Genomic DNA, 22878 nt, shown 5'->3' on the forward strand with positions numbered 1-22878 from the left:
AAAGATGATTAAAACACGTTTTTTCATAGTACTGATGCTGTTTCCAGTCCTTATCTCAAGTCATGCCGTTGGCGCAAAGACGGTAAACACAACCATTCCTGATAGCTGGCAATTACAGCTTATGAATGCTGCATTAAATAGAGTTGATAGTGAGTATCAGGTCACCAAAATCACTACTGAAATGAACCAAAAACGCAAAGTTGAAGAGTCGCTAGCGGGTAATATTGATGTATTTTGGAGCATGACCTCGTTACCACTTGAAGAGCAGCTTTTACCAATCCGTATTCCAATATTTAAAGGCTTGCTCGGTAATCGATTACTTATTATCCGCAAAGAGTCGCAACAACAATTTAACAACGTTACTAACCACCAAGATTTTGCCGAATTCACTGCAGGGCAAAATCATTATTGGCCAGATGCCGATATTATTAAATCCGCCAATTTCCCTATTGTCACCAGTTATAAGTATAAAAACTTATACCCTATGTTAGAGGGGGGGCGGTTTGATTACTTGGCCTTAGGCGCTCAAGAAATTTGGCAGGAGTTAGACAAGCACCCAGACCCAGGCCTTAAAGTAGATGAGCGCGTACTTCTGCAATATCGTTCTCCAGCTTATTTCTTTGTCTCACCGTCGCAGCCTCAATTAGCTAAAGATTTATTGCAAGGGCTTGAGGCAATGGTGACAGATGGCAGTTTTGATGAGCAATATAATCAGTACTTTAAAATTGAAGAGCTTTATGCAAAAGCTAATTTTAATCAGCGAGCTATTATTCGAATCGACACGCCTGGTTTGCATAAGCTAACCCCGGTTAATCGCCCTGAATTATGGCTGGATTTGTTTGATATTAAGGGTGTGAATTAAATGAAATCTATATCATTGAAAGTTCAGATTGGTTTAGCAAGCGCACTATTTATTGTTATTAGTATCTTATTCACAGGTGCCTATTGGCTGGAAAAATCTAGGTTGCAGCAGGAGTTTGTAGATTATCAAGCTAACTCATTGGCTAGCCTTGAAGTGACCTTGGCGCAACCTGTATTCAATTATGATTTTGAACAAATAGACGCAGTTTTATCAGCATTACTAAAATCACCGCAGATCTATGCTATTTCACTGCAAGACCATCGCGGTCAAGATATAGGTTCAGTGAGGCAAAGTGCTGTAGTTAGCATTGATAATTTGAGCCAGCATACGCTTAACTTTGCTAATAACGGTAAATCTACCGGCAAGATGGATATTACATTTTCAGCCTTATATATGCAGTCTGCGTTGAGCGATTTATTAATGACTTATATGTTAATGGCTGCCTTGATTCTATTGCTTAGTCTTGGCGCGATATACGTCATATTAAAGGTATTGGTAACAACCCCTTTGGCGCATATTGTTCATGCTATGGATGAAATAGCCTGTGGTGATGGCGATTTAAGTCATAAGTTACCTGTAGAAAGCCAAGATGAAGTGGGCCGGCTTGCCGCATCATTTAATCAATTTGTCAGTCAGATCCACCAAAGTATTTCCAAAGTTAATGAGACATCGGCACAGATCCTTAGCGATGCAGAAGCGCTTGGAGCGTTATCTAGCGTTAATCATCAGCGTGTTCAGTCACAGTTAGTCGATGCTGAAGCGGCGGTTACCGCCATGACACAGTTAAATAGTCGCGCTAATGATGTTGCTGCTTACGCAGGGGCAACAGCAGATGCTGCCACCGATGCCGATAGAAAGGTTGAGCATAGTTATAGTGAGTTTGACTCAGGACTAGCATTAAGTGAGAGTCTTGCCCAAGAGCTCACATTATCGGCGCAATCAGTTGAGCAGTTGCAATTAGAAACCCAAAAGATTGATGAAGTTGTTGTAGTGATCAATGCGATTGCCGAGCAAACTAATTTACTTGCTTTAAATGCGGCTATTGAGGCAGCAAGGGCTGGAGAGCAAGGCCGAGGTTTTGCTGTTGTTGCTGATGAGGTTAGAACCCTAGCAAGCCGGACTCAACAAGCAACAGGTGAGATCCAAAAGATGATCCAGATGGTGCAGCTCAGTGTCAAAAACACAGTTCAAACCATGCATTCAAGTAAAAATATGTCAGATAAGGCTGTATTGCATTCAAACGAAATAAAGTGCTTACTGACAAAAGTGTCGGAAATAGTATCGAATATTAGCAATATGAACCTTGATGTTTCTGCTGCAGCTAAAGAGCAGACTGAAGTTACATCAAGTATATCCGTTAGCTTAAATGACTTAGTCGCCTCGTCTGGGGCGGCTTCAACGGATAGCGAAAGATTAGCTCAATCTAGCGATCGACTATTTCTACAGGGGGAGAAATTACGAGAGCTAGTTAAATCGTTCCGCTTATAAATAAGAATATAGAATAAGGAAAGTCATGAAGATTAAATTGGTCGTTGCAGCAGTTGCAATTGCAATGTCGGCAAGTGCATGCTCAAAGAAGGAAGTTGATGAGCAGAGCGCCCCTGCGAGCGTTAGTATTGAAGCCACTGACTCTGGGACTGGAATAACTCAAGCGTTGCTTAATAAAATGGGTGAAACACTGGATATTCGCTATAGCGTTATCTCTAATGTTCCCGATGATAACTGTGACAAAGACGCAAGTGACGGCCGCTGTTTCCTCGCTGAAATTGATCTGACTTCAGCTATCGATATCGACAGTAAAGACTGGTCTATCTATTATTCGCAAATGCGACCTATCCAAAGCATTGTTGGCGATGAGTTTACTATCACTCGAGTGCAAGGTGATCTACACAAAATAACTCCTGCTGCGGGTTTTAAAGGTCTTAAAAAAGGCCAAACAACTAAAATCCAATTTCGTGGTGAGCTTTGGCAATTGTCCGAAATCGACGGCATGCCAAACTATTACATTGTTGCTGACGGGTTAGAACCGGTCATTATTCGTAGTACCCAATTAAGCGTTGACCCTGAAACTGGAATGGAAGTGCGCCCGTATGTTACCGCATTTACTGACAGTGAAACCCAATATAAGCGTCGCGAGACAGATAAACTTAACTGGGCAACAAGCAGCGTACTGTATCAAAATAATCTCGATACACCGGTCAATGCTGCCTTAGCTACCCATAGTATTTTACCCACGCCAACCAAGCTAACAGTTAAAGCTGATAAGCCAGCAGTTTCATTGAAACCAGGGTTAAACTTGCTGTTCAATGATGTAGAACCATCGGTCGTTGAAGCTGCTTTACAAAGACTTGCACGTATTGGTGTAGCCCAAAGCGAGCAAGGTATTCAGACCGAGTTATTACCGTTAACCTCCAGTACTGCAGCAGGCCAGTATCATTTGGATATTTCGGCAGACAAGATCCAAATCTTTGCTGCAGATAACGCTGGTTTCTCTTACGGTTTAGCCTCAATCGCGGCGCTAGTTGATGCTAACAAACTGACCGTAAGTCCTGTTACAGTAAGTGACTCTCCTCGCTATGACTTTCGTGGCATGCATGTTGACGTATCACGTAACTTCCACAGTAAGCAGTTAATTCTTGATCTGTTAGATCAAATGGCAGCCTATAAGCTAAATAAATTACACCTTCATATGGCTGATGACGAAGGTTGGCGTTTAGAAATTGATGGTCTACCAGAGCTAACCGAGGTGGGCAGCAAGCGTTGTCACGACCTAAATGAAGATACTTGTTTGTTGCCACAACTTGGTAGTGGGCCATTTAGTGACGCTAAAGTGAATGGTTACTACAGCAAAGCAGATTATATCGAGATCCTTAAATACGCGAACGCCAGACAAATACAGGTTATCCCATCGATGGATATGCCTGGACATTCGCGGGCCGCGATTAAGTCGATGGAGGCAAGGTACCGTAAATTAGTCGCCCAAGGTGATCAGCAAGCGGCAGAGCAATTTTTGCTATCTGACAGCCAAGACGAAACTGTTTACTCGTCAATCCAATATTACAACGATAACACCTTAAATGTGTGTATGGAGTCTACCTTTACCTTTATTGATAAGGTGATTGATGAAATAGCAGCTATGCACAAAGCGGCAGGTGTGCCGCTTGATTTATACCATATTGGTGCAGATGAAACCGCAGGAGCTTGGATTGAGTCTCCGCTGTGTAAGGCTTTTGTCGCAAATAATGACAAGGGAGTCACTAGCATGGACGAGCTAGGGGCATACTTTATCGAAAGAACCGCTAAGCTATTGGCTAACAAAGGTATAGAAGCTGCGGGCTGGAGTGACGGTATGAGCCATACTCGTCCGGAGAATATGCCAAGTAAAGCGCAGTCTAATATCTGGGATGTTGTTGCCCATGGTGGACACAAGCGAGCGCATCAACAAGCAAATTTAGGCTGGCATGCGGTACTAAGTCAGCCAGAAGTCTTGTATTTTGACTTCCCATATGAGGCCGACCCTAAGGAACACGGCTATTATTGGGCAAGCCGTAATACCAATTCGCAAAAGATCCACAGCTTTATGCCGGGTAACTTGCCGGCAAATGCAGAGCAGTGGACCGATATTGAGAACCTCCCTTTTGAGGCTGACGATACCGTTCAAAAAGATGAATCCGGTAAAGTCGCTAGCAGCCCATTAAAACAGGCTATCGGTTTTGCAGGGATCCAAGGTCAGCTTTGGAGCGAAACTGTCCGCAGTGATGATGTTGCTGAATACATGATGTTCCCAAGGGTGCTTATGCTAGCTGAACGAGCTTGGCATAAGCCAGAATGGGAAGTGGCTTATCAGTATCAAGGCGCAGTTTACAATCAACAAAGTGGTTTCTTTACAGAAGAGATGCGTCAGGCGCAGGCTGAAGACTGGTATCAAGTTGCCAACACTGTTGGTGCTAAAGAATTACTTAAGTTAGATAAAGCCGATATTGCTTATCGTGTACCCACTCCAGGCGCTGTAATAAAAGACGGTAAGCTGTTTGCTAATGTGATTTTCCCTGGGCTTGATATTGAATATCGCGCTGCTGGAGGCGATTGGTTGGCATATAAAGAGGGCGTTGAAGTTATTGCTCCAGTTGAAGTGCGAGTGATTGCAGCCGACGGTAAGCGTAAAGGACGCACTCTCGTTGTTAAATAACAAATGTCTAACAGGTGTTTATGTTATGCATGTAAGTAATAACTAAGCTTGAACGCGGCAGCATCTTTGGTGTTGCTGCGTTTTTTACGTTTTGTTTGCCAAGTTTAAAAAACAAATGACAACGCTGTCATTATTGTTGTAACATGGAATTAACTTAGTGGCTTTTATATAAAGTCTACACCCATTCTGCAGTTGAAGAATGAGAACGATAAAGAGGTCTGTCATGGGCATGAGCCAGACGAAAGAAGAGTCCCTTTATATAGGGATCGACGGCGGCGGTAGCAAGTGCCGTGCAACTATTTACACTAGTGACTATCGTATATTAGGCACTGGAGTCGCGGGGCGCGCGAATCCACTTCATGGCCTAGCTCAAACGTTTCAATCAATTGAAGAGTCAACTCAGCTTGCATTAGCTGATGCAGGCTTAGCGGCAAGTGATAGCAAACGCTTAATCGCAGGTTTAGGTTTAGCGGGTGTTAATGTGCCGAGGTTGTATCAAGATATAGCCAATTGGCAACATCCATTTGCGAGCATGTATTTAACTACCGATCTGCACACTGCATGTATTGGCGCCCATCAGGGCGAAGAGGGGGCTGTAATCATTACTGGTACAGGCTCTTGTGGTTATGCTCGAGTTGCAGAACAAGAGCTATTTCTAGGTGGCCACGGATTTGCACTAGGTGATAAGGGTAGTGGAGCATGGTTAGGCCTTAAAGCTGGCGAGTGCGCTTTATTAGATCTAGATGGCTTTGGTGAGAAAACACAGCTTAGCCAACGCTTGTTTGATTATTTCGGCGTTAATAACGCATTAGGCATAGTTGAGAATCTGGCTGGCCAGTCATCAAGTACTTACGCCAAATTAGCGAGAGTGGTATTTGAAAGCGCTTCAGAAAAAGATAGTGTTGCTTTAGATATTGTCACTGAAGGCGCAGGTTATATTAGTGAGCTAGCTCGAAAACTATTTGCGATTAACCCACCACGTTTTTCAATGATTGGCGGCTTAGCTGAGCCATTGTCACCTTGGCTTGATGAAGATGTGTTGGCTAAAACGTCTCCTATTTTACAGCCACCTGAGTGGGGCGCAGCCTTCTTTGCAAAGCAGCAGCACGCAAAAGCCTAACTAAATTAACTCTATGTATTGTGGCTTAATGTTATCGCCGCAACATATTTTAGTAAGTGAGAATAAGATGAAACAGACGCTAATTGCAGATCGCGTGTTCGATGGACAAAGCTTCCATACTGACTTGCCAATCACGTTTGAAGACGGCCATATCGTGGCATTTGATACCGCACAAGGTGCGAACGAGTCACGGGTAAATGGCTTGATTACGCCAGGTTTCATTGACGTTCAAGTTAATGGCGGCGGTGGAGTGTTATTTAATGCGTCACCAAGTGTGCAAGGCATTGCAGCAATTGGTCAGGCACATGCAAAGTTTGGTACTACTGCTTTTTTACCAACATTAATTACTGACGATGTAAGTGTAATGCATCAAGCTGCTGATGCTGTTGCTGCAGCACTTGAAGCGAAAACAGCTGCTGTGGTTGGCGTGCATTTTGAAGGGCCGCATTTAAGTGTGCCTAAAAAAGGCGTTCACCCACAGCCTTTCATTCGCCGTATTTCAGATGCAGAGTTAGATATATTCAGTCGCCAAGATTTAGGGATAAAAGTGGTTACTCTTGCCCCTGAAAATGTTTCCACTGATGTTATTAAGGCATTAGTCGATGCTGGTGTAAAAGTCTGTTTAGGTCATTCAAACGCTGATTATGACACTGTAAAAGCCGCGCTTGCGGCTGGTGCCAATGGCTTTACTCATCTATTTAATGCTATGTCACCATTGGATTCAAGAAATCCGGGTATGGTTGGAGCGGCGCTTGAAAGTGAACAAGCTTGGTGTGGTTTAATTGTAGATGGTCACCACGTTCATCCAGCTTCAGCGCGCGTAGCGATTAATGCAAAACCTAAAGGCAAAGTCATGTTAGTAACAGATGCTATGCCGCCGGTAGGGCTTGATGATGAAGTTAGCTTTGAGCTTTTCGGTACCCGAGTACTAAGAGTGGGCGATAGACTTAACGCTGTAACAGGTGAGCTTGCGGGCTGCGTGCTTGATATGGCTGGCGCTGTTGCTAACAGCATTAATATGCTTGGGTTAACTCCTGATGAAGCAATTCGCATGGCGTCGCTTTATCCTGCACAGTATCTTGGCTTAAGCGATAAAATGGGCGCTTTAACAATAGGTGGCCGCGCAGATCTCGTGCTTGTTGATGAGAACTATAAAGTAGGGCGCACTTACATTGGTGGTGAGCAAGTCTTTAAAAGTGAGTGATTGATTACTTGTGAGTCAAAAACAAGTGTTAGCACTCGTGAACAAGAGCTAGGAAGACCAATATAAGCCTCTGTAGTGACAGCTAAAGAGGCTTTGCTTTATCTTGATAAAGCCAAACTAAAAATAATATAAAAGGCTGTTTAGATGACAACAATAACTAATAATTCGTCAGCTGACTCTACAACAAACTCTGCAAATGTTGCTGAACAAGCTAATAGCAAACCGGTAAAAAAACTCAGATTGAAATCACTTGATGCACTTCGTGGTTTTGATATGTTCTGGATCTTAGGCGGCGAGGCTTTATTTGCTGCTTTACTTATCTTGACTGGCTGGGCAGGCTTTAAATGGTTTGATGCTCAAATGCATCATAGTGCTTGGCATGGCTTCACCTTCTACGATTTAATCTTTCCATTATTTATTTTCCTTTCAGGTGTAGCCCTAGGCTTATCGCCAAAGCGATTAGACAAGTTACCTTTACCTCAGCGTAAGCCTTTATATCAGCATGCGATTAAGCGACTGTTTTTGTTGCTGCTGTTCGGAGTGATATACAACCATGGGTGGGGAACCGGGGCTCCTTTTGCGTTGGGTGACATTCGGTATGCCAGTGTTTTAGGGCGGATAGCTTTTGCCTGGTTCTTCTGTGCTTTATTGGTTTGGCATACTAGTTTACGTACTCAAATTATTACCGCTATCGCTATTTTAATTGGTTATGCACTGCTGCAAGCTTTTCCTTTTATCACCTTAGATGATAGCGGTGCGTTTAGCGCAACGGGTTCTATTAACGCAGCGATTGATACATTGTTATTACCTGGCATTACATATCAAGGAGCGGCGGTCGATCCTGAGGGAATTCTGTCGACGATACCTGCTGTTGTAAATGGCTTATTCGGCGTGTTTGTTGGCCACTTTATTGTGAAGCCTCATGTAAAAGGTGAGTGGTTCAAGGTTGCTTTATTATCAGCAGCTGGCCTAGCTCTAGTCGCTATCGGCTGGTTAGTCTCGCCTCTTATTCCTGTTAATAAAACTCTGTGGACCAGCAGTTTTACTTTAGTTACTGCGGGATGGAGTATTTTGCTGTTAGCACTATTTTATGCCGTTATTGATGTGCTTAAAGTGCAAAAATGGGCGTTCTTCTTCACTGTTATTGGTTGTAATTCTATCGTGATTTATATTGCCAGCAGCATAGTTAACTGGAAGTACACCGCACAAAGTGTATTTGGCGGCGTAATCAACAGCTTTCCAGAAAATGCGCAAACGCTAATGAGTGTAATTGCATTGTTGTTGGTGCAGTGGTTAGTACTGTATTGGATGTATAAGCGTGGTGTATTCGTAAAGGTTTAATGCATTTTTGTTAGGTAAACTGAAAAGATAAGGCTTTAGATGTGCATTCGAAATGTAGAGCCTTTGCGCATGATTTTACCAAGAATAGGGCGTTTTACTCACTAGATTGAGTGCCAAAAAAGATTAAGTCTATCGATTAAGATAGAAGTAGAAGGCATCAATAAAACAAAATGACAGCGTTGTCTTTTTATTCTCAATGTTTTAACATCGATGAAACAATGGTCTGGTAAAGGGATAAATCAGGCGATAGTGAGCAACAAGGATTGGCACTGATACTTAGTGCAATAGCGAAATAATAAGCAGGCAGCAGCCTGTAATGCGAAGTAACAGTTAATGAAGGATGGGATAGCAGTTTAATCTGGTATCATCAAATTAATTACTATAAGAAGCAGGTTAAATACATGACAGCAACGACTCAGGCTCAAGCTAGCCCAAAGAGCAGTTTACTGCCTATGACCATTATAGGTGTGCTCTTTTTTATCTTCGGATTTGTGACTTGGCTTAATGGATCACTTATTCCATTTCTAAAAATTATTTGTGAGCTTAATGAATTCCAGGCGTTGTTTGTGACGTTTGCTTTTTATATTGCTTACACCGTGATGGCATTACCCATGTCATCCATTCTAAAAAAGACCGGCTACAAAAATGGTATGGCAATCGGCCTCGCTATTATGGTGGTAGGTTCGTTGCTGTTTATTCCTGCAGCACAAAGCGCTAACTATATTTTGTTCTTAGGTGCTTTGTTTGTGCTTGGTACAGGTTTAACCATTTTACAAACAGCGTCTAATCCGTATGTAGTTCATATCGGCCCGAAAGAAAGTGCTGCAATGCGCATTAGTATTATGGGACTAATTAATAAAGGCGCTGGCGTAATCGTACCTATATTATTTACTGCGCTAGTGTTATCTGGTTTTGAAAACTTTACCGCTGAACATCTTGCAGCGCTTTCTGAAGCAGAGCGTCAAGCACAGATCAGTGAATTGTCATCACGCCTTGTAATGCCTTACGTATATATGGCGATTGCACTTGCATTCTTGATTGGTTTAGTTAAGTTTTCTTCACTACCGGAATTAGAATTTGAAGGCGAAGAAGAGCACCAAGAAAAGGGCAGCATCACTCATTTCCCACAGGTGGTATTAGGCGCAATTGCATTATTCGCTTATGTAGGTGTTGAAGTTATCGCGGGTGATACCATTGGTCTATATGGTGAAACCTTAGGTGTGAATAACTTCGCTTCACTAACGTCATATACCATGGTGTTTATGGTTATCGGTTATATCATTGGTGTTACTTGTATCCCTAAGTTTATTAGCCAAGAAAAAGCACTGTTAGGTTCTGCTCTTGCTGGTATTTTATGTGTTGCTGGTGCGGCTCTAGGCTCTAGTGAAAGCACCATGATTGCAGATGTGTTATGGGGCTGGAGCGGCATTCCTGTGATCCCTGATACTGTAACTTTTGTTGCCTTAATGGGTTTAGCACATGCACTTGTATGGCCAGCGATTTGGCCACTAGCACTAGAAGGTCTAGGTAAATACACTGCCCAAGGCTCGGCATTATTAATTATGGGTATTTCTGGTGGTGCTATCCTACCACTAGTATTCGGTAAGGTTGCTCACTTTGCTGACAATACTCAGGTTGCTTACTGGGTTGGCTTACCATGTTACTTATTCATTTTATTCTATGCCCTAAAAGGCCATAAGATGCGTAGCTGGAAGTAATTTATAAAAAGAACTGAAAAGGAGCCAATAGGCTCCTTTTTTTATGGGTATAAAAAGATTCATTTATCATCTATAAGTTATTTACGGTTTGAAAGCCGCTATAAAGCAGCTCTCTTAATCTTAATAGGATTGATGATTTAAACTAAATAGTCTCTGGTAGACAGCTATTGAGGCGCTTCTCTAGGTATTGATATGAGTAGTAGTCACACAAGTGAATCTGATGGGGAGAATCGGTATAAAGCATAAGGAGCTTATAGAAGTTTCATCTATGCAAAAATATGGTTGAGTTTCGTGAATTTTAGATACAAAAAAGCCACTCTATTGAGTGGCTTTTTTGTTTTTATGGTGCCGGCACCAAGAGTCGAACTCGGGACCTACTGATTACAAGTCAGTTGCTCTACCAACTGAGCTATGCCGGCTTATTTGCTTAACAAGTTACTAAGTAAATAGTGGAACTCATTAATAAATGTTGGTGCCCGAACCCGGAATCGAACCAGGGACACGAGGATTTTCAATCCTCTGCTCTACCGACTGAGCTATTCGGGCAACTAAGTATTACTTAAGTAAACCTTAGATTTGCTACTTCAAACTAGTTGGCTTAAAAGCCTGTCTCGTTTGGAGTGCGCGTATAATATAGCGATGTTTTATAGCGCGCAAGTGCTTTTTAGAATGTTTTGCTAAGTTTTCTCAAATTGACCGCTTAATCGACGCATGATTGAGCATTGCGAATGAAATCTATACTAAGTTGGTTGTTGTTGATGCCATTGTTAAGTGGCTTTTATGAAAGCTAATATTTGCCAATCAGTGAGGTGAGTAAAGTATAACCAGTAAAGTGAGGACTTATCTGCTTTTTTACTCACTTATGGTTCCGCTGTTACTGATTGATTTTCATTTATTACCGAATAAAGTAGCTTTGCGATAATTTAGGCCCTAGGCAAAATTATAATTTTTTTGAGACTTGGCACACCGCAGTAGCTAGTGGGTAGGTAAGAAGCTATAAATTGATTCAGTTAATCGAAATTTAGATACAAAAAAGCCACTCTATTGAGTGGCTTTTTTGTTTTTATGGTGCCGGCACCAAGAGTCGAACTCGGGACCTACTGATTACAAGTCAGTTGCTCTACCAACTGAGCTATGCCGGCTTATTTGCTTAACAAGTTACTAAGTAAATAGTGGAACTCATTAATAAATGTTGGTGCCCGAACCCGGAATCGAACCAGGGACACGAGGATTTTCAATCCTCTGCTCTACCGACTGAGCTATTCGGGCAACTAAGTATTACCTTAAGTAAATCTTAGATTTGCTACTACAAACTTGTTGGCTTTAAAGCCCGTCTCGTTTGGAGTGCGCGTATAATATAGCGATGATTTTTTTGGTGCAAGTGCTTATTGGTTTGATTGCGCAACAAATAGACTTTATTGCTAATTTAACTGTGATTTAGTTACCTTTTGCGATTTATTTGGCTTGAAATGATTTTGCTCGAGCGAATAGCTGCATATGCGGTGATTGTTTTTTAGCTAACACTTGGCCATTTTATCGATGACTGAGATAAAAGTTATATGCGTTGGGTAGTATAAAAGCTATTTTGAAGTGATAAGTCGCTTGCTATTTGTACAGCGATTTTCTGATGAAGCGAATTGTAGAGTTAGGGACTAGATTTGTGTGGTGGATCTTTGGGCGCCTAGGTTGTTGATACCTAGAAAGTTGGAGGGATATTTGCGCAGAGAGGGGGAGGAGAGGTGGGGAGGTTAAGTTCTTCTCTAATTCAGTAACCTTATAAAGCGTGAATAATGCTAATTAAGATCAGGTCATTTGCAGTGCCGCAACTGACTAGGGTGTACATAGACCGAACTAACAACCCACTAAATGCTGCCCAAGATAAGTGTTTATTTGGATAAAACGGATCTTAAAGGTTTAGTTTAGAAGCTGGAATTAAGGAATTTATTTAGACACTCAATTCAAAAACATGGTTTAAATATTGAATTTAACGCTTTATATGAAAAAGAGATTCAAAAATAAGATACAAAAAAGCCACTCTATTGAGTGGCTTTTTTGTTTTTATGGTGCCGGCACCAAGAGTCGAACTCGGGACCTACTGATTACAAGTCAGTTGCTCTACCAACTGAGCTATGCCGGCTTATTTGCTTAACAAGTTACTAAGTAAATAGTGGAACTCATTAATAAATGTTGGTGCCCGAACCCGGAATCGAACCAGGGACACGAGGATTTTCAATCCTCTGCTCTACCGACTGAGCTATTCGGGCAACTAAGTATTACTTAAGTAAACCTTAGATTTTCTACTGCAAATCTAGCTGGCTTAAAAGCCCGTCTCGTTTGGAGTGCGCGTATCTTATAGCGACTCAAAAAATCCTGCAAGTGCTTTTTTACTTCATTTTGGTTGTTCGGTTAGTTTGTGGCCAGTGAGCTTTCAAACAACAACCAATTTCGCCTTGTGTATCTGCACTCAGTTTGAAAAAAGCTTCATTTACTGCTGATTCATGTGTGCTAATCGTTTTGTTACTTCAAGTAAAACCCAAAATAATCATGGTTTGACGAAGCTTAATTGTCAGCCTTTCTAAAAAATCGAATAAATATGTCTATATTTGCTGATTTTATGTTCAAAAAGTTGTTTGTATGATGAATGCATTAAATAAATGCAGGGAAAGATTATGTTGCGCAATACAGAAAGGTCTTATGGGCTGCTAGCCATTATTATGCATTGGGGATCAGCTGCCGCTGTTATTGGTTTGTTTGCAGTAGGTTTTTGGATGGTGGATTTAACCTATTACAGTAGTTGGTATAGAACTGCGCCTCATCTTCATAAAAGTATTGGCCTAATCCTCTTATTGCTAACGATTTTTAGGCTTGCTTGGCGCTTTTACTCAACAAAACCTGTTGAATTAGCAACCTATAAAAGCTGGGAAAAGCGAGCAGGGCACTTGGCTCACAATATGCTGTATTTGCTTATGTTGCTGATTATGTTGAGTGGTTACTTTATTTCGACGGCTGATGGCAGAGGCATTTGGGTGTTTGATTGGTTTGAGATCCCAGGTTTTGGCGAGTTAATTAGCAATCAAGCCGATATTGCAGGTGCAATTCATCAATATTTCGCATACGGGCTTATAGCTTTGGTTGTTATTCACGCCCTTGGGGCATTAAAGCATCACTTTATCGATAAAGATCAAACCTTGAGCAGAATGCTTAAGTTTAAGCGTTAGGGTAATTCAGGTAATTCATTCTGCATCCATTTTAAAAATCAAAATGAAATAATCAACAAAGGATAGAACATGAACACTAAATTTATGGCAGTTGCATTAGCCGCTGCACTTACCACTTCTCTAAGCATGACTAATATAGTGCAAGCTGCTGACTATAAAATAGATACAGAAGGTGCTCACGCATCAATTGAATTTAAAGTGAGTCATTTAGGCTATAGCTTTGTTGTCGGGCGATTTAATCAGTTTGAAGGTGAGTTTAGCTTTGATGCTGACAAGATTACAGACGCCAAAGTTAACGTAACTATTGATACCGCGAGTGTAGATTCAAATCATGCCGAACGAGACAAGCATCTACGCAGTAGTGACTTTTTAAATACAGGCAAATTTCCAAAGGCTAGCTTTGTGTCGACTTCAGCTATAGATAAAGGTGACGGTAACTTTGTTATTAATGGTGAGTTTACCTTTAATGGGGTGACCAATCCGCTAGCTATTGATGCGCAAATGATAGGCGAGGGGCAAGATCCCTGGGGCGGTTATCGCTCAGGTTTTGTTGGCAGTACAGAATTTGCGTTAAAAGACTATGATGTAAAAGTCGATTTAGGGCCTGCATCGGCTAATGTTATTTTAGATCTTGTGGTTGAAGGCATCCGTTTATAGCCAGAGTTTTAGGTCTAGATACAAAAATGCCGCTTATATTTTTAAGCGGCATTTGCAATTAGTGTTTAGGTTAAAACTAACCGTCTAATTACTCGTCGTCTTTTTGCGGCACGTAGCCTTCAATTTCAACATCTTTACCTTCAAATAAGAAGTTGACCATCTGCTCTTCAAGAAATTTACGGTCATCAACGTTCATCATGTTCAATTTCTTTTCGTTGATAAGCATAGTTTGCTTTGATTGCCATAGCGCCCAAGCTTCTTTACTCACATTGTCAAAAATACGCTTACCTAAATCACCTGGGTAAAGCTGGAAACCAAGGCCTTCAGCCTCTTTGTTCAAATACACGCAATTTACTGTGCGAGCCATGATTACTCCTTATTTAATACTGAACCTAGGTCGGCCAACACACGCTCTGTTGCTGCGGCTAAACCAACTTTAGGTGGATGGGGTAAGTTATACCAGACAGTCGCGGCTTGTTCCATGATCTGGTTATCGCTAAATTCACTAACTCGTATCAGCACAGGCTGGATATCAAGGTGAAAATGGCTAAATGTGTGTCTAAAGCCTAATAGCTCTTGCTGTGAATTAACCTTTAGTTGTTTATCTACTATATAAGCATCAAGGTCTTTTCTGTTATCAAACTGCGGAAAACACCACAACCCGCCCCAAATGCCTGCTGGTGGGCGTTTTTCTAAATGAACTTGTTGCTCTTGCTCTATAACGAGTAACCAAGCTGACTTTTCAGGGAGCGCTTTTTTAGGTTTTTTGCCTGGATAATCAGTTTGGCGGCCACTAAGTTGCGCCTTGCAGTCGATAGCAACCGGGCAAGCAGCGCAGTTGGGTTTCGAGCGGGTACAAACAGTTGCACCAATATCCATCATTGCTTGGTTGTATTTTTGAATGTCTTTGGCTGGTGTTAAGCTTTCGGTCAACTGCCAAAGCTGCTGTTCCACCGGCTTTTTCCCCGGCCATCCGTCAATAGCGCCATGACGAGCAAGAACTCGTTTTACATTGCCATCAAGAATGGGGAAGTTGAGTCCAAGAGAAAGAGACAGCACTGCGCCCGCAGTTGAGCGGCCAATACCCGGTAGCGCTAAAACATCATCAAAGTCAGTTGGAAACTTACTATCGAATTTGTCCTGCATAATTTGCGCAGCTTTATGCAGATTACGTGCACGGGCATAGTAACCAAGGCCAGTCCAATGATGCAGTACTTCATCTTGGTCTGCTTTAGCTAAGGTTTCAATATCAGGAAAGCGGCCAATAAACTTTTCAAAGTAAGGGATAACAGTTGCAACTTGAGTTTGCTGCAGCATGATTTCAGAAATCCATACTTTATATGGGGTTTTAGCCTGTTGCCATGGAAGTTGTTTACGACCGAAGTTGTCGTACCATTGGATAATGCGAGTCGAAAAAGTAGCAGTAGTTTTCATCGGCGCAGTGTACCGTTAGGCAAGCGCTTAAACAAGGCGAGAAAAAGGCTTTATCTATTAGAAAATGAATAGTGATGAGCTTTAAAAGTAGCTAATTTACGGCAAAGCAAATGCACTACTCGCACAAACTGAGATTCTTGGTATAATTTTGCCACAATAAGGCTTGCACTGAAGGTTTAACTTTGGATAATGCCTTTCTTTTTTAAATAATAGCTGTCTAATGCTAGCGCAGCCTTAAGCGAGGGCAAAATGAGCGACGTAACAACCGCTGAATTCAATGAAGAAGGTAAATACCTTCGTAAAGTCAGAAGCTTTGTATTGCGTGAGGGGCGCCTAACTAAAGGCCAAGCTCAAGCAATGGAGCAACAATGGCCAATAATGGGTCTTGATTACACTCCAGAAGCTATCGACCTAGTTGAAGTATTTGGCCGTGAAGCTGATACCGTTTTAGAAATTGGTTTTGGTATGGGCGCGTCATTAGTTGAAATGGCAAAAGCGTCTCCAGAGCTAAACTTCATTGGTATTGAAGTGCACAAACCTGGTGTTGGTGCGTGTTTAGCTGAAGCCGCTGAAGCTGGCGTGACTAACCTACGTGTTTACCACCATGATGCCATTGAAGTGCTAGAAAACAGCATTGCAGAAGGTAGCTTGTCACGTGTACAACTATTCTTCCCTGATCCTTGGCACAAGAAGCGTCACCATAAGCGCCGTATCGTGCAAGCACCTTTTGCTGAATTGATCCGCAGCAAGCTTAAAGTTGGCGGTGTATTCCATCTTGCAACAGATTGGGAAAACTACAGCGAGCATATGCTTGAAGTGATGACTGCTGCACCTGGTTATAAAAACCAATCAGTTACAGGTGATGTAGTTGAGCGTCCAGATCATCGTCCGCTGACAAAATTCGAAGCGCGTGGCCACCGTTTAGGTCATGGTGTTTGGGATCTTATGTTTGAGCGTGTTTAAGCACTCAGCAAACATATACTTTAAAAATAAGTTACCTAGGAGAACAACCATGGCAGCAAATCGTAGCCGTCGCTTACGTAAGAAATTACGCGTAGATGAGTTCCAAGAGTTTGGATTTGATGTTAACTGGACTTTCAATGATTCAGTAACTGAAGAGCAAATTGATGCAATCGTTGATAAGTTTATTGATGAAGTGATTGAGCCTGCTGATCTTGGTTACCACGGTGGTGGTCACAAAGAGTGGGAAGGTATTATTGCAACTCAAGGTATTGGTAAATGTACTGAAGAAAACCGCGCTGCGGTTAAAGCTTTCTTCGACGCACAGCCAGTGTCAGATCTTGAAGTTGGTGAGCTTTACGATATTTGGTGGGGCTAATGCCTGAATTGGCATTACTTGAAGAGGTCGTCGACAAAGTTCGACCTCTTTTAGGACAAGGTAAAGTTGCTGATTATATCCCTGCGCTTGCCCAAGTCGATGCTAATAAGCTAGGTATTGCGGTGACAACATCTGATGGTGTCACCATAGGGGCTGGAGATTTTCTCGAGCCCTTTTCAATTCAGAGTATATCTAAGGTATTTAGCCTAACTTTAGCGCTAATGCTGTATGAAGAAGATGAAATTTGGTCTCGGGTTGGTAAAGAACCATCAGGGCACTCTTTTAACTCTTTAGTACAGGTTGAGTTAGAAAAAGGTGTACCGCGTAACCCGTTTATTAATGCTGGTGCATTAATTATTGCCGACTTACTCCAAAGTCGATTGGGCGCTCCTAAGCACAGAATGCTCGAAATTGTCCGTGGTTTAAGTGAAAACCATAGAGTCAGTTACGATAAAGTTGTGGCGGCATCTGAATATCAGCATAGTGCGCGCAATGCTGCTATTGCCTATTTGATGAAGTCGTTCGGTAACTTTAATAACGATGTTGATACTGTTCTACATAGTTATTTTCATTACTGTTCGCTGCGTATGAGCTGCGCTGATCTCTCTCGAGCAATGTTTTACCTAGCTAATTCAGGCAAAAGCCTTGCTGGTAAACAGTTAATTAGCCCAGTGCAAAACAGGCAGCTTAACGCGCTGCTCGCTACTTCAGGTTTGTATGATGGTGCGGGCGAGTTTGCTTATCGAGTTGGTATGCCGGGTAAAAGTGGTGTTGGTGGCGGCATTATTGCGGTTATCCCAGGTGATATGTCTGTTTGCGTATGGTCGCCAGAGCTTGATGCAAATGGCAACTCATTAGCAGGTACAGCCGTGCTTGAGGCCTTAAGCCAAACTTTAGGTCGCTCAATATTTTAATCATACCCTGTTAGCTTGTTTATCTTTTGTTTCTGCTAGTACTCAGTTCGACAAATGTAATATTTGGCTAATTGTTAGGTTAATTGGCTAAATATTACATTCTTCTTAGACTTCCAAAATAGAAATATCGCTCAATAAATAATTAAAACTATTTATAAACAATGCTTTGTGATGTTTGGCATGACCTGTGCTTAACTTGTTCAAGATTAAAAATTATATAAAGCGATAAAGGATTGATGCGATGAAAAAGTTACTTACCTCTGTAGGGATCTCCGCGGTACTATTTTCTGCCACAGGTTTACAAACTGTTGCTGCCCACGACACTCACTATGACTCAAATGAATGCGAAGTTTCATTAAATTACGATGTAACTGTGGAGCCCAAAAAGCTGATTGTTAGTGAAGTCGGCGATGAGAAGTATCGCATCGAGATGGATAAGCTATTTGTTAATGATCAACAAGTCAGCTTGAACAGTCAACAACAGGCGCTAGTAAACCAGTACTCTGCAAGTGTTTCAGCTCAAGTACCTGAGGTCATCACTTTGGTAAATGATGCGGTTTCTATCGCCTCTACTGCGGTTAGTCTTGCATTAACGCCACTGCTAGGTGATAGCGCTGGGGCACAAATTGATGAAATGTTAGCGGGTCTTGAAGAGCGAATTGAAAAGGTTGCTCATCAACATGGTGATACTTTCTATCTTGGTGCAACTGAATCATCTCTTGAAGATGCATTTGGTGAAGAGTTTGAACAAGAGATGGAACAATTAGTGCAGAATTCATTGGGCAGCATGATGATGTCATTGGGCGCGCAAATGATGTCGGGCGACGGTGACAGTTTTGAGCAAAAGATGGAGTCTTTTTCTGCAAAAATGGACTCAGTCGGTGAAGAGATTGAAATGCAAATCGAACAACAAGCCAATGATCTTGAAGCTCGTGGCGAAGTTCTGTGCGACAACTTTAAATCTTTAGTGGTATTAGAAAGTCAGCTACGTAAAGAGATCCCTGAGTTAGCGAATTATCCCCTAGTTGAAACTAGCAGCAAATTACTTGAGTAAGTAATTTGCTCATATTGACCTCTCTGGAACGATACCTATAGGTATTGACTGTTGCCTTTGACTCTCTTGCAACATCCCCTGCATCCACCCTTTGTGCAGGGGCTTTTCTGTTATTTATCCATCTAAATTGTTCTAATCCTACGTGATTACCATTACTTCACATGACATATTTGATGAGTTATGAGGAATTTTTGGTATACTTCTAATAATAAAAGCAAAACCATTAAATGGTTACATAATAAAAACCCTACTCTAGCGTACATATATTCACTTAAGATATTGTTTTTATAATGAAAACAGCATGTCTTAGCGATGGAAGTACTATTACTGTCGTAAACACCTTAAGGCGATTTACATGTTAGAACTTTTAGAACCAATCGCGATTTTCACCCATGTGGCTCGAGCGGGCAGTTTTAGCTCTGCGGCGAGAAAGTTAGGCATATCTAAGTCTAAAGTCAGTACCCAAGTAGCAGATTTAGAGCATAAACTTGGTGTTCAATTGATCCAACGTACAACCCGTAGTTTGAGCTTAACTGAAGCGGGTCAGTTACTTTATGCCCAAGGTGAAGAGTTATTAAGAGATGCAGATCAAGCTGTTGCCAGCGTTCATAATCTTAATGATGCAACACGTGGTGTATTGAAAGTCGGTATTTCTCAGTCTTTCGGTACTATGCATATCATTCCTGCATTGCCTGAATTTATGGCAAAACATCCAGAATTAGAGCTTCAAGTTAGTCTACTTGACCATAAAGTCGATGTAGTAAGCGAAGGCTTAGATCTATTGCTGACTATGTCAGAGCAGTTACCGCTTGGCATGGTTGCAAGACCATTAATGAAGTGTCAGTTCCTACTTGCAGCTTCACCATCTTATGTAGAAAAACACGGTGTACCTAACCGTCCTGAGCAGTTGGTTGATCATAACTGTTTGGTTTACCAAGGTGAGTGGCATGAGCATAGCATTTGGCAATTTAAGCAAGGTGATGATTACTGTGAAATTGGCGTAACAGGTAATTTCAGAGTCGATAATGCGCCAGCGTTAAAATCTGCTGCTGTAAGTGGTTTAGGTGTTGTATATCTTGCAAGTTACTTGCTTGAAGATGAGCTAGAAAAGGGCACGTTAGTCCCTATTCTAGAAGACTGGCAATTAACTCATCACTTGCCTTTACAGGCTGTATATCCAAGACGTAAACATCTTGCACCAAAGGTGAGTGCCTTCATTGATTTCATAAAAGATCATATTGGTACACCGCCATATTGGGACACGCCATTAAAAGAGTTGTATGCAAAACGTAAGTAAAATGGGGAAACATTGTTTCATAGTAAAGACAATGTAAATCCATACTAAAGTAGAAAAGACTTATAAGTATACGATTCAGTTAGTTACATCGCTAAAATGCTTGTTTAGTTAAGGTGAAATTAAGCCTTGGCTAAACAAGTGTAAATCATTTCAATTGCACTTTGTTCTCAATTTAATACAATTGCTCGCAGTTGATTCAAAAGCTCTGAGTCCTAAACTGCAATCGAGAATGACCCCTCTCTATTGTGTTTACAGAGCAGCTATAAGCAGTTTTGATTCAATGCTGACAGAGCTTTACGAACTAAAACAATGTCGGCCTTAAAACCATCATCCTAATTTTGGTTTTACCCCGGCTTTGACCGGGGTATTTTTCTTTCTGGGGCTTACTAAAGATAATCTTCTAGTTTGTTTTGTATCTGAAACAATTTACTTTGCTAATCGTTGTTTACCACTTGCTGCCACTCTTCTTCGTTTTAGTCTTCTTAGTACCACTCTTTTTAGTATTAGTCGCTGGCATGTATCTATGTTGTCAGAAAATAAAAAGCCTCGCTAATTGTGGTTAACGAGGCTTGATACTGATTGGTAAACGTTAGGCTTTAGCTGCTTTGCTTAATCCAAAGGTCAATTTCACTTTCTAGTACATCAAGTGGCACTGGGCCATTTTTCAAGACAATAGTATGGAAGTCGCGAATATCAAACTTATCACCGAGGGCTTGTTGCGCCTTATCTCTTAATGCTAACAACTTAATCATACCAACTTTATAAGCTGTTGCTTGTGATGGCATAACGATATGGCGTTCTACCATTTTAACTGCATCAGATTTAGCGTTTGGTGTGTTTGATACGTAGTATTCAATTGATTCTTCACGCGTCCACTTTTTAGCGTGAATACCGGTATCAACGACTAAACGACATGCACGCCATAGCTCCATTGCTAGACGACCGAAGTCTGAGTAGGGATCTGAATACATTCCCATCTCTTTCGGGAAATATTCACTATAGAGGCCCCAGCCTTCAATGTAAGCAGTGTAACCGCCAAACTTACGGAACTTTGGTACACCTTCAAGCTCTTGAGCAATAGCGATTTGCATATGGTGCCCTGGAGTACCTTCATGGTAAGCCAGTGCTTCCATTTGGTATTTAGGCATGGCTTTCATATCGTAAAGGTTAGCGTAGTAAGTACCCGGACGACTGCCATCTGGTGATGGATTGCTATAAAAGGCCTTACCTGCAGATTTTTCTCTAAAGGCTTCAACCTGTTTAACAATCATTGGCGCTTTTGGTTTGATTTTAAATACTTCATCGAGTCTGCCACTCATGGTATCAATTAGCGCTGTAGCTTCGCTTAAATAGGCTTGGCGTCCTTCAGGTGTGTTAGCGTAATAGAATTGCTCATCTTCACGCATAAACTTGAAGAACTCGTTTAAAGAGCCTTCAAAGTTAACCTTTTTCATAATTGCGCGCATTTCACTATGAATACGAGCAACTTCCGATAATCCAAGTTCATGGATCTCAGTTGCTGTCATATCGGTTGTTGTGGTGCGTGCGAGTGCATTGTTGTAGAAGGTATCACCTTGAGGAAACTTCCATGCACCATCACGGGTATCAGCTTTAGTTTCCAGCTTAGTCATATAGGTAGTTAACTTGTCGTACGCTGGTTTTACATCATTAATTAACGCCGTTTTGGCTTCTCGAAGTAAACTGTCTTTATCACTGTCGCTTATTTCAAGTTTAGATACTTTACGTTTAAAGTCGCTCCAAAGAGCGCTGTCGTCACTGTTTGGGCTCGTGTTAAATGGCGCGCCATTAATAATGTTTTTGCTGTCGTTAATCACATAAGGAAATACAAATTTAGGCGCGATAATGCCTTTATCTTCGCGGATCTCCAGTGCGGTTTGTAACTGAGCTAGACGCTTAGGCACACCTTGTAAGCGACTGATATAGGCCTTTGCATCCGCTACACTACCAACTTGATGCTGGTTAATTAGAAACGATGCGATTTGCGAGTGGCCGCCATACATCTGATTAACCGGGTAGTTATGGTAACGCCATTTATCGTCTTTGATGCTTTGTTCTAGCTTTTGGGTTAATAGCTGATAACTAAGCAGAGTTTGTCTATCTAGCTTGTTAGTGTTTATTTGCTTTAATTGCGCAAGGTGTTTCTTGTCACGTGCAAGTGCTGCATCTGTGGCAGCATCGCTCATCTCATCCCACTTGTCGTAGTCAGTTTTGATCCCTAAATGAGTTTGTGAAATAGGACTAGCCATAACATTTTCCATGAAAATGCTTTCAAATAGGGTATTGGCTTTCTCTGATTCACTTTGTGCCTTGTGAGCAACACTCTCACTTGGGCTTAATTGGGCAATAGAAGTTGGGGCTGCAATCGTAGTTGCGCTAAGCGCCATTGAGAGCGAGAGGGTAATAAAGCTAATATTTGTTTTTATAGACATTTTTTAGGCTTCCTTAGAATTATGATTGTTATCCTAAAGAAGCCGTCAGTTAATTTTTTGATCTAAGTGTTACTAAATGTG

17 protein-coding genes and 6 tRNA genes are annotated in these 22878 nt (G+C 41.6%); 14 read left to right on the plus strand and 9 right to left on the minus strand.

Annotated features, from left to right (window positions below):
• The first annotated feature begins 34 nt into the window (after positions 1 to 34).
• From L2740_RS10345 to L2740_RS10375, 7 genes are all read left to right on the plus strand, one after another.
• Positions 35 to 862: a pilus assembly protein PilM gene (locus L2740_RS10345; protein ID WP_420833525.1), complete on the plus strand. Its 828-nt coding sequence runs from the start codon at positions 35 to 37 to the stop codon at positions 860 to 862.
• Positions 863 to 2350 (plus strand): methyl-accepting chemotaxis protein, encoded by a 1488-nt coding sequence (locus L2740_RS10350; protein ID WP_248950089.1) that lies wholly within the window; start codon positions 863 to 865, stop codon positions 2348 to 2350. It begins immediately after the preceding gene.
• A 25-nt stretch (positions 2351 to 2375) separates the two neighbouring features.
• Positions 2376 to 5051, plus strand: coding sequence for a family 20 glycosylhydrolase (locus L2740_RS10355; protein ID WP_248950090.1), 2676 nt, complete (start codon positions 2376 to 2378; stop codon positions 5049 to 5051).
• A gap of 223 nt (positions 5052 to 5274) precedes the next feature.
• Positions 5275 to 6171, plus strand: a complete 897-nt coding sequence (gene nagK / locus L2740_RS10360) for an N-acetylglucosamine kinase (RefSeq protein ID WP_248950091.1) — start codon at positions 5275 to 5277, stop codon at positions 6169 to 6171.
• Between the two features lie 67 nt (positions 6172 to 6238).
• The gene (gene nagA / locus L2740_RS10365; RefSeq protein WP_248950092.1) at positions 6239 to 7375 is read left to right on the plus strand and encodes an N-acetylglucosamine-6-phosphate deacetylase; all 1137 of its coding nucleotides are present in this window, start codon (positions 6239 to 6241) and stop codon (positions 7373 to 7375) included.
• Positions 7376 to 7519: 144 nt separating this feature from the next.
• Positions 7520 to 8716 carry a transmembrane glucosamine N-acetyltransferase NagX gene (gene nagX / locus L2740_RS10370; RefSeq protein WP_248950093.1) on the plus strand — a complete coding sequence of 399 codons (1197 nt, stop codon included), beginning with the start codon at positions 7520 to 7522 and terminating at the stop codon, positions 8714 to 8716.
• Between the two features lie 401 nt (positions 8717 to 9117).
• A complete protein-coding gene (locus L2740_RS10375) occupies positions 9118 to 10434 on the plus strand; it encodes a sugar MFS transporter (protein ID WP_248950094.1) in 1317 nt (438 codons plus the stop codon).
• A 343-nt stretch (positions 10435 to 10777) separates the two neighbouring features.
• On the opposite strand, the gene L2740_RS10380 is transcribed toward L2740_RS10375, so the two are convergent.
• From L2740_RS10380 to L2740_RS10405, 6 genes are all read right to left on the minus strand, one after another.
• A tRNA-Thr gene (locus L2740_RS10380) sits at positions 10778 to 10853 on the minus strand.
• A gap of 51 nt (positions 10854 to 10904) precedes the next feature.
• A tRNA-Phe gene (locus L2740_RS10385) sits at positions 10905 to 10980 on the minus strand.
• 520 nt (positions 10981 to 11500) lie between these two features.
• Positions 11501 to 11576 (minus strand) — tRNA-Thr (locus L2740_RS10390).
• A 51-nt stretch (positions 11577 to 11627) separates the two neighbouring features.
• Positions 11628 to 11703 (minus strand) — tRNA-Phe (locus tag L2740_RS10395).
• Positions 11704 to 12495: 792 nt separating this feature from the next.
• Positions 12496 to 12571 (minus strand) — tRNA-Thr (locus tag L2740_RS10400).
• Between the two features lie 51 nt (positions 12572 to 12622).
• Positions 12623 to 12698 (minus strand) — tRNA-Phe (locus tag L2740_RS10405).
• Between the two features lie 405 nt (positions 12699 to 13103).
• Here L2740_RS10405 and L2740_RS10410 point away from each other — a divergent pair.
• Both L2740_RS10410 and L2740_RS10415 read left to right on the plus strand, forming a co-directional pair.
• Positions 13104 to 13652, plus strand: coding sequence for a cytochrome b (locus tag L2740_RS10410; RefSeq protein WP_248950096.1), 549 nt, complete (start codon positions 13104 to 13106; stop codon positions 13650 to 13652).
• An 84-nt stretch (positions 13653 to 13736) separates the two neighbouring features.
• Positions 13737 to 14309, plus strand: a complete 573-nt coding sequence (locus L2740_RS10415; RefSeq protein ID WP_275974173.1) for a YceI family protein — start codon at positions 13737 to 13739, stop codon at positions 14307 to 14309.
• A gap of 88 nt (positions 14310 to 14397) precedes the next feature.
• Here the strand turns inward: L2740_RS10415 and L2740_RS10420 are convergent, their stop codons facing one another.
• Together L2740_RS10420 and mutY are read right to left on the minus strand one after the other, a co-directional pair.
• A complete protein-coding gene (locus L2740_RS10420) occupies positions 14398 to 14676 on the minus strand; it encodes an oxidative damage protection protein (RefSeq protein ID WP_012276265.1) in 279 nt (92 codons plus the stop codon).
• Positions 14677 to 14678: 2 nt separating this feature from the next.
• Complete coding sequence (gene mutY / locus L2740_RS10425; RefSeq protein ID WP_248950098.1) at positions 14679 to 15743, minus strand: A/G-specific adenine glycosylase; 1065 nt, start codon at positions 15741 to 15743, stop codon at positions 14679 to 14681.
• 249 nt (positions 15744 to 15992) lie between these two features.
• Here mutY and trmB point away from each other — a divergent pair, with 249 nt between their 5' ends.
• The 5 genes from trmB to L2740_RS10450 all read left to right on the plus strand — a co-directional run bounded on the left by trmB (position 15993) and on the right by L2740_RS10450 (position 20347).
• Positions 15993 to 16706 carry a tRNA (guanosine(46)-N7)-methyltransferase TrmB gene (gene trmB, locus L2740_RS10430; RefSeq protein WP_248950100.1) on the plus strand — a complete coding sequence of 238 codons (714 nt, stop codon included), beginning with the start codon at positions 15993 to 15995 and terminating at the stop codon, positions 16704 to 16706.
• Between the two features lie 49 nt (positions 16707 to 16755).
• Positions 16756 to 17082: a YggL family protein gene (locus tag L2740_RS10435; RefSeq protein ID WP_248468836.1), complete on the plus strand. Its 327-nt coding sequence runs from the start codon at positions 16756 to 16758 to the stop codon at positions 17080 to 17082.
• Positions 17082 to 17996 (plus strand): glutaminase B, encoded by a 915-nt coding sequence (gene glsB / locus L2740_RS10440; RefSeq protein WP_248950102.1) that lies wholly within the window; start codon positions 17082 to 17084, stop codon positions 17994 to 17996. Before L2740_RS10435 ends, glsB begins: the two co-directional genes overlap by 1 nt.
• Before the next feature lie 241 nt (positions 17997 to 18237).
• Complete coding sequence (locus L2740_RS10445) at positions 18238 to 19050, plus strand: YggN family protein (protein WP_248950103.1); 813 nt, start codon at positions 18238 to 18240, stop codon at positions 19048 to 19050.
• Positions 19051 to 19405: 355 nt separating this feature from the next.
• Positions 19406 to 20347, plus strand: coding sequence for a LysR family transcriptional regulator (locus L2740_RS10450; RefSeq protein ID WP_220781900.1), 942 nt, complete (start codon positions 19406 to 19408; stop codon positions 20345 to 20347).
• A 596-nt stretch (positions 20348 to 20943) separates the two neighbouring features.
• Here the strand turns inward: L2740_RS10450 and L2740_RS10455 are convergent.
• Entirely contained in the window at positions 20944 to 22797 is a 1854-nt protein-coding gene (locus tag L2740_RS10455; protein WP_248950105.1) for a DUF885 domain-containing protein, read from the minus strand.
• Between the last annotated feature and the right edge of the window lie 81 nt (positions 22798 to 22878).

The organism is Shewanella pneumatophori (assembly GCF_023283895.1).
In the GTDB taxonomy this organism is placed as follows: domain Bacteria; phylum Pseudomonadota; class Gammaproteobacteria; order Enterobacterales; family Shewanellaceae; genus Shewanella; species Shewanella pneumatophori.

Excerpts from the sequence above, each read along its gene's own strand:
- nagX (WP_248950093.1), top strand. The coding sequence starts at position 7,520 with ATGACAACAATAACTAATAATTCGTCAGCTGACTCTACAACAAACTCT.
- L2740_RS10450 (WP_220781900.1), top strand. The coding sequence starts at position 19,406 with ATGTTAGAACTTTTAGAACCAATCGCGATTTTCACCCATGTGGCTCGA.
- nagA (WP_248950092.1), top strand. The coding sequence starts at position 6,239 with ATGAAACAGACGCTAATTGCAGATCGCGTGTTCGATGGACAAAGCTTC.
- L2740_RS10455 (WP_248950105.1), bottom strand. The coding sequence starts at position 22,797 with ATGTCTATAAAAACAAATATTAGCTTTATTACCCTCTCGCTCTCAATG.
- L2740_RS10420 (WP_012276265.1), bottom strand. The coding sequence starts at position 14,676 with ATGGCTCGCACAGTAAATTGCGTGTATTTGAACAAAGAGGCTGAAGGC.
- L2740_RS10350 (WP_248950089.1), top strand. The coding sequence starts at position 863 with ATGAAATCTATATCATTGAAAGTTCAGATTGGTTTAGCAAGCGCACTA.
- glsB (WP_248950102.1), top strand. The coding sequence starts at position 17,082 with ATGCCTGAATTGGCATTACTTGAAGAGGTCGTCGACAAAGTTCGACCT.
- L2740_RS10355 (WP_248950090.1), top strand. The coding sequence starts at position 2,376 with ATGAAGATTAAATTGGTCGTTGCAGCAGTTGCAATTGCAATGTCGGCA.
- L2740_RS10410 (WP_248950096.1), top strand. The coding sequence starts at position 13,104 with ATGTTGCGCAATACAGAAAGGTCTTATGGGCTGCTAGCCATTATTATG.
- L2740_RS10415 (WP_275974173.1), top strand. The coding sequence starts at position 13,737 with ATGGCAGTTGCATTAGCCGCTGCACTTACCACTTCTCTAAGCATGACT.
- L2740_RS10435 (WP_248468836.1), top strand. The coding sequence starts at position 16,756 with ATGGCAGCAAATCGTAGCCGTCGCTTACGTAAGAAATTACGCGTAGAT.
- trmB (WP_248950100.1), top strand. The coding sequence starts at position 15,993 with ATGAGCGACGTAACAACCGCTGAATTCAATGAAGAAGGTAAATACCTT.
- L2740_RS10445 (WP_248950103.1), top strand. The coding sequence starts at position 18,238 with ATGAAAAAGTTACTTACCTCTGTAGGGATCTCCGCGGTACTATTTTCT.
- nagK (WP_248950091.1), top strand. The coding sequence starts at position 5,275 with ATGGGCATGAGCCAGACGAAAGAAGAGTCCCTTTATATAGGGATCGAC.
- L2740_RS10345 (WP_420833525.1), top strand. The coding sequence starts at position 35 with ATGCTGTTTCCAGTCCTTATCTCAAGTCATGCCGTTGGCGCAAAGACG.
- mutY (WP_248950098.1), bottom strand. The coding sequence starts at position 15,743 with ATGAAAACTACTGCTACTTTTTCGACTCGCATTATCCAATGGTACGAC.
- L2740_RS10375 (WP_248950094.1), top strand. The coding sequence starts at position 9,118 with ATGACAGCAACGACTCAGGCTCAAGCTAGCCCAAAGAGCAGTTTACTG.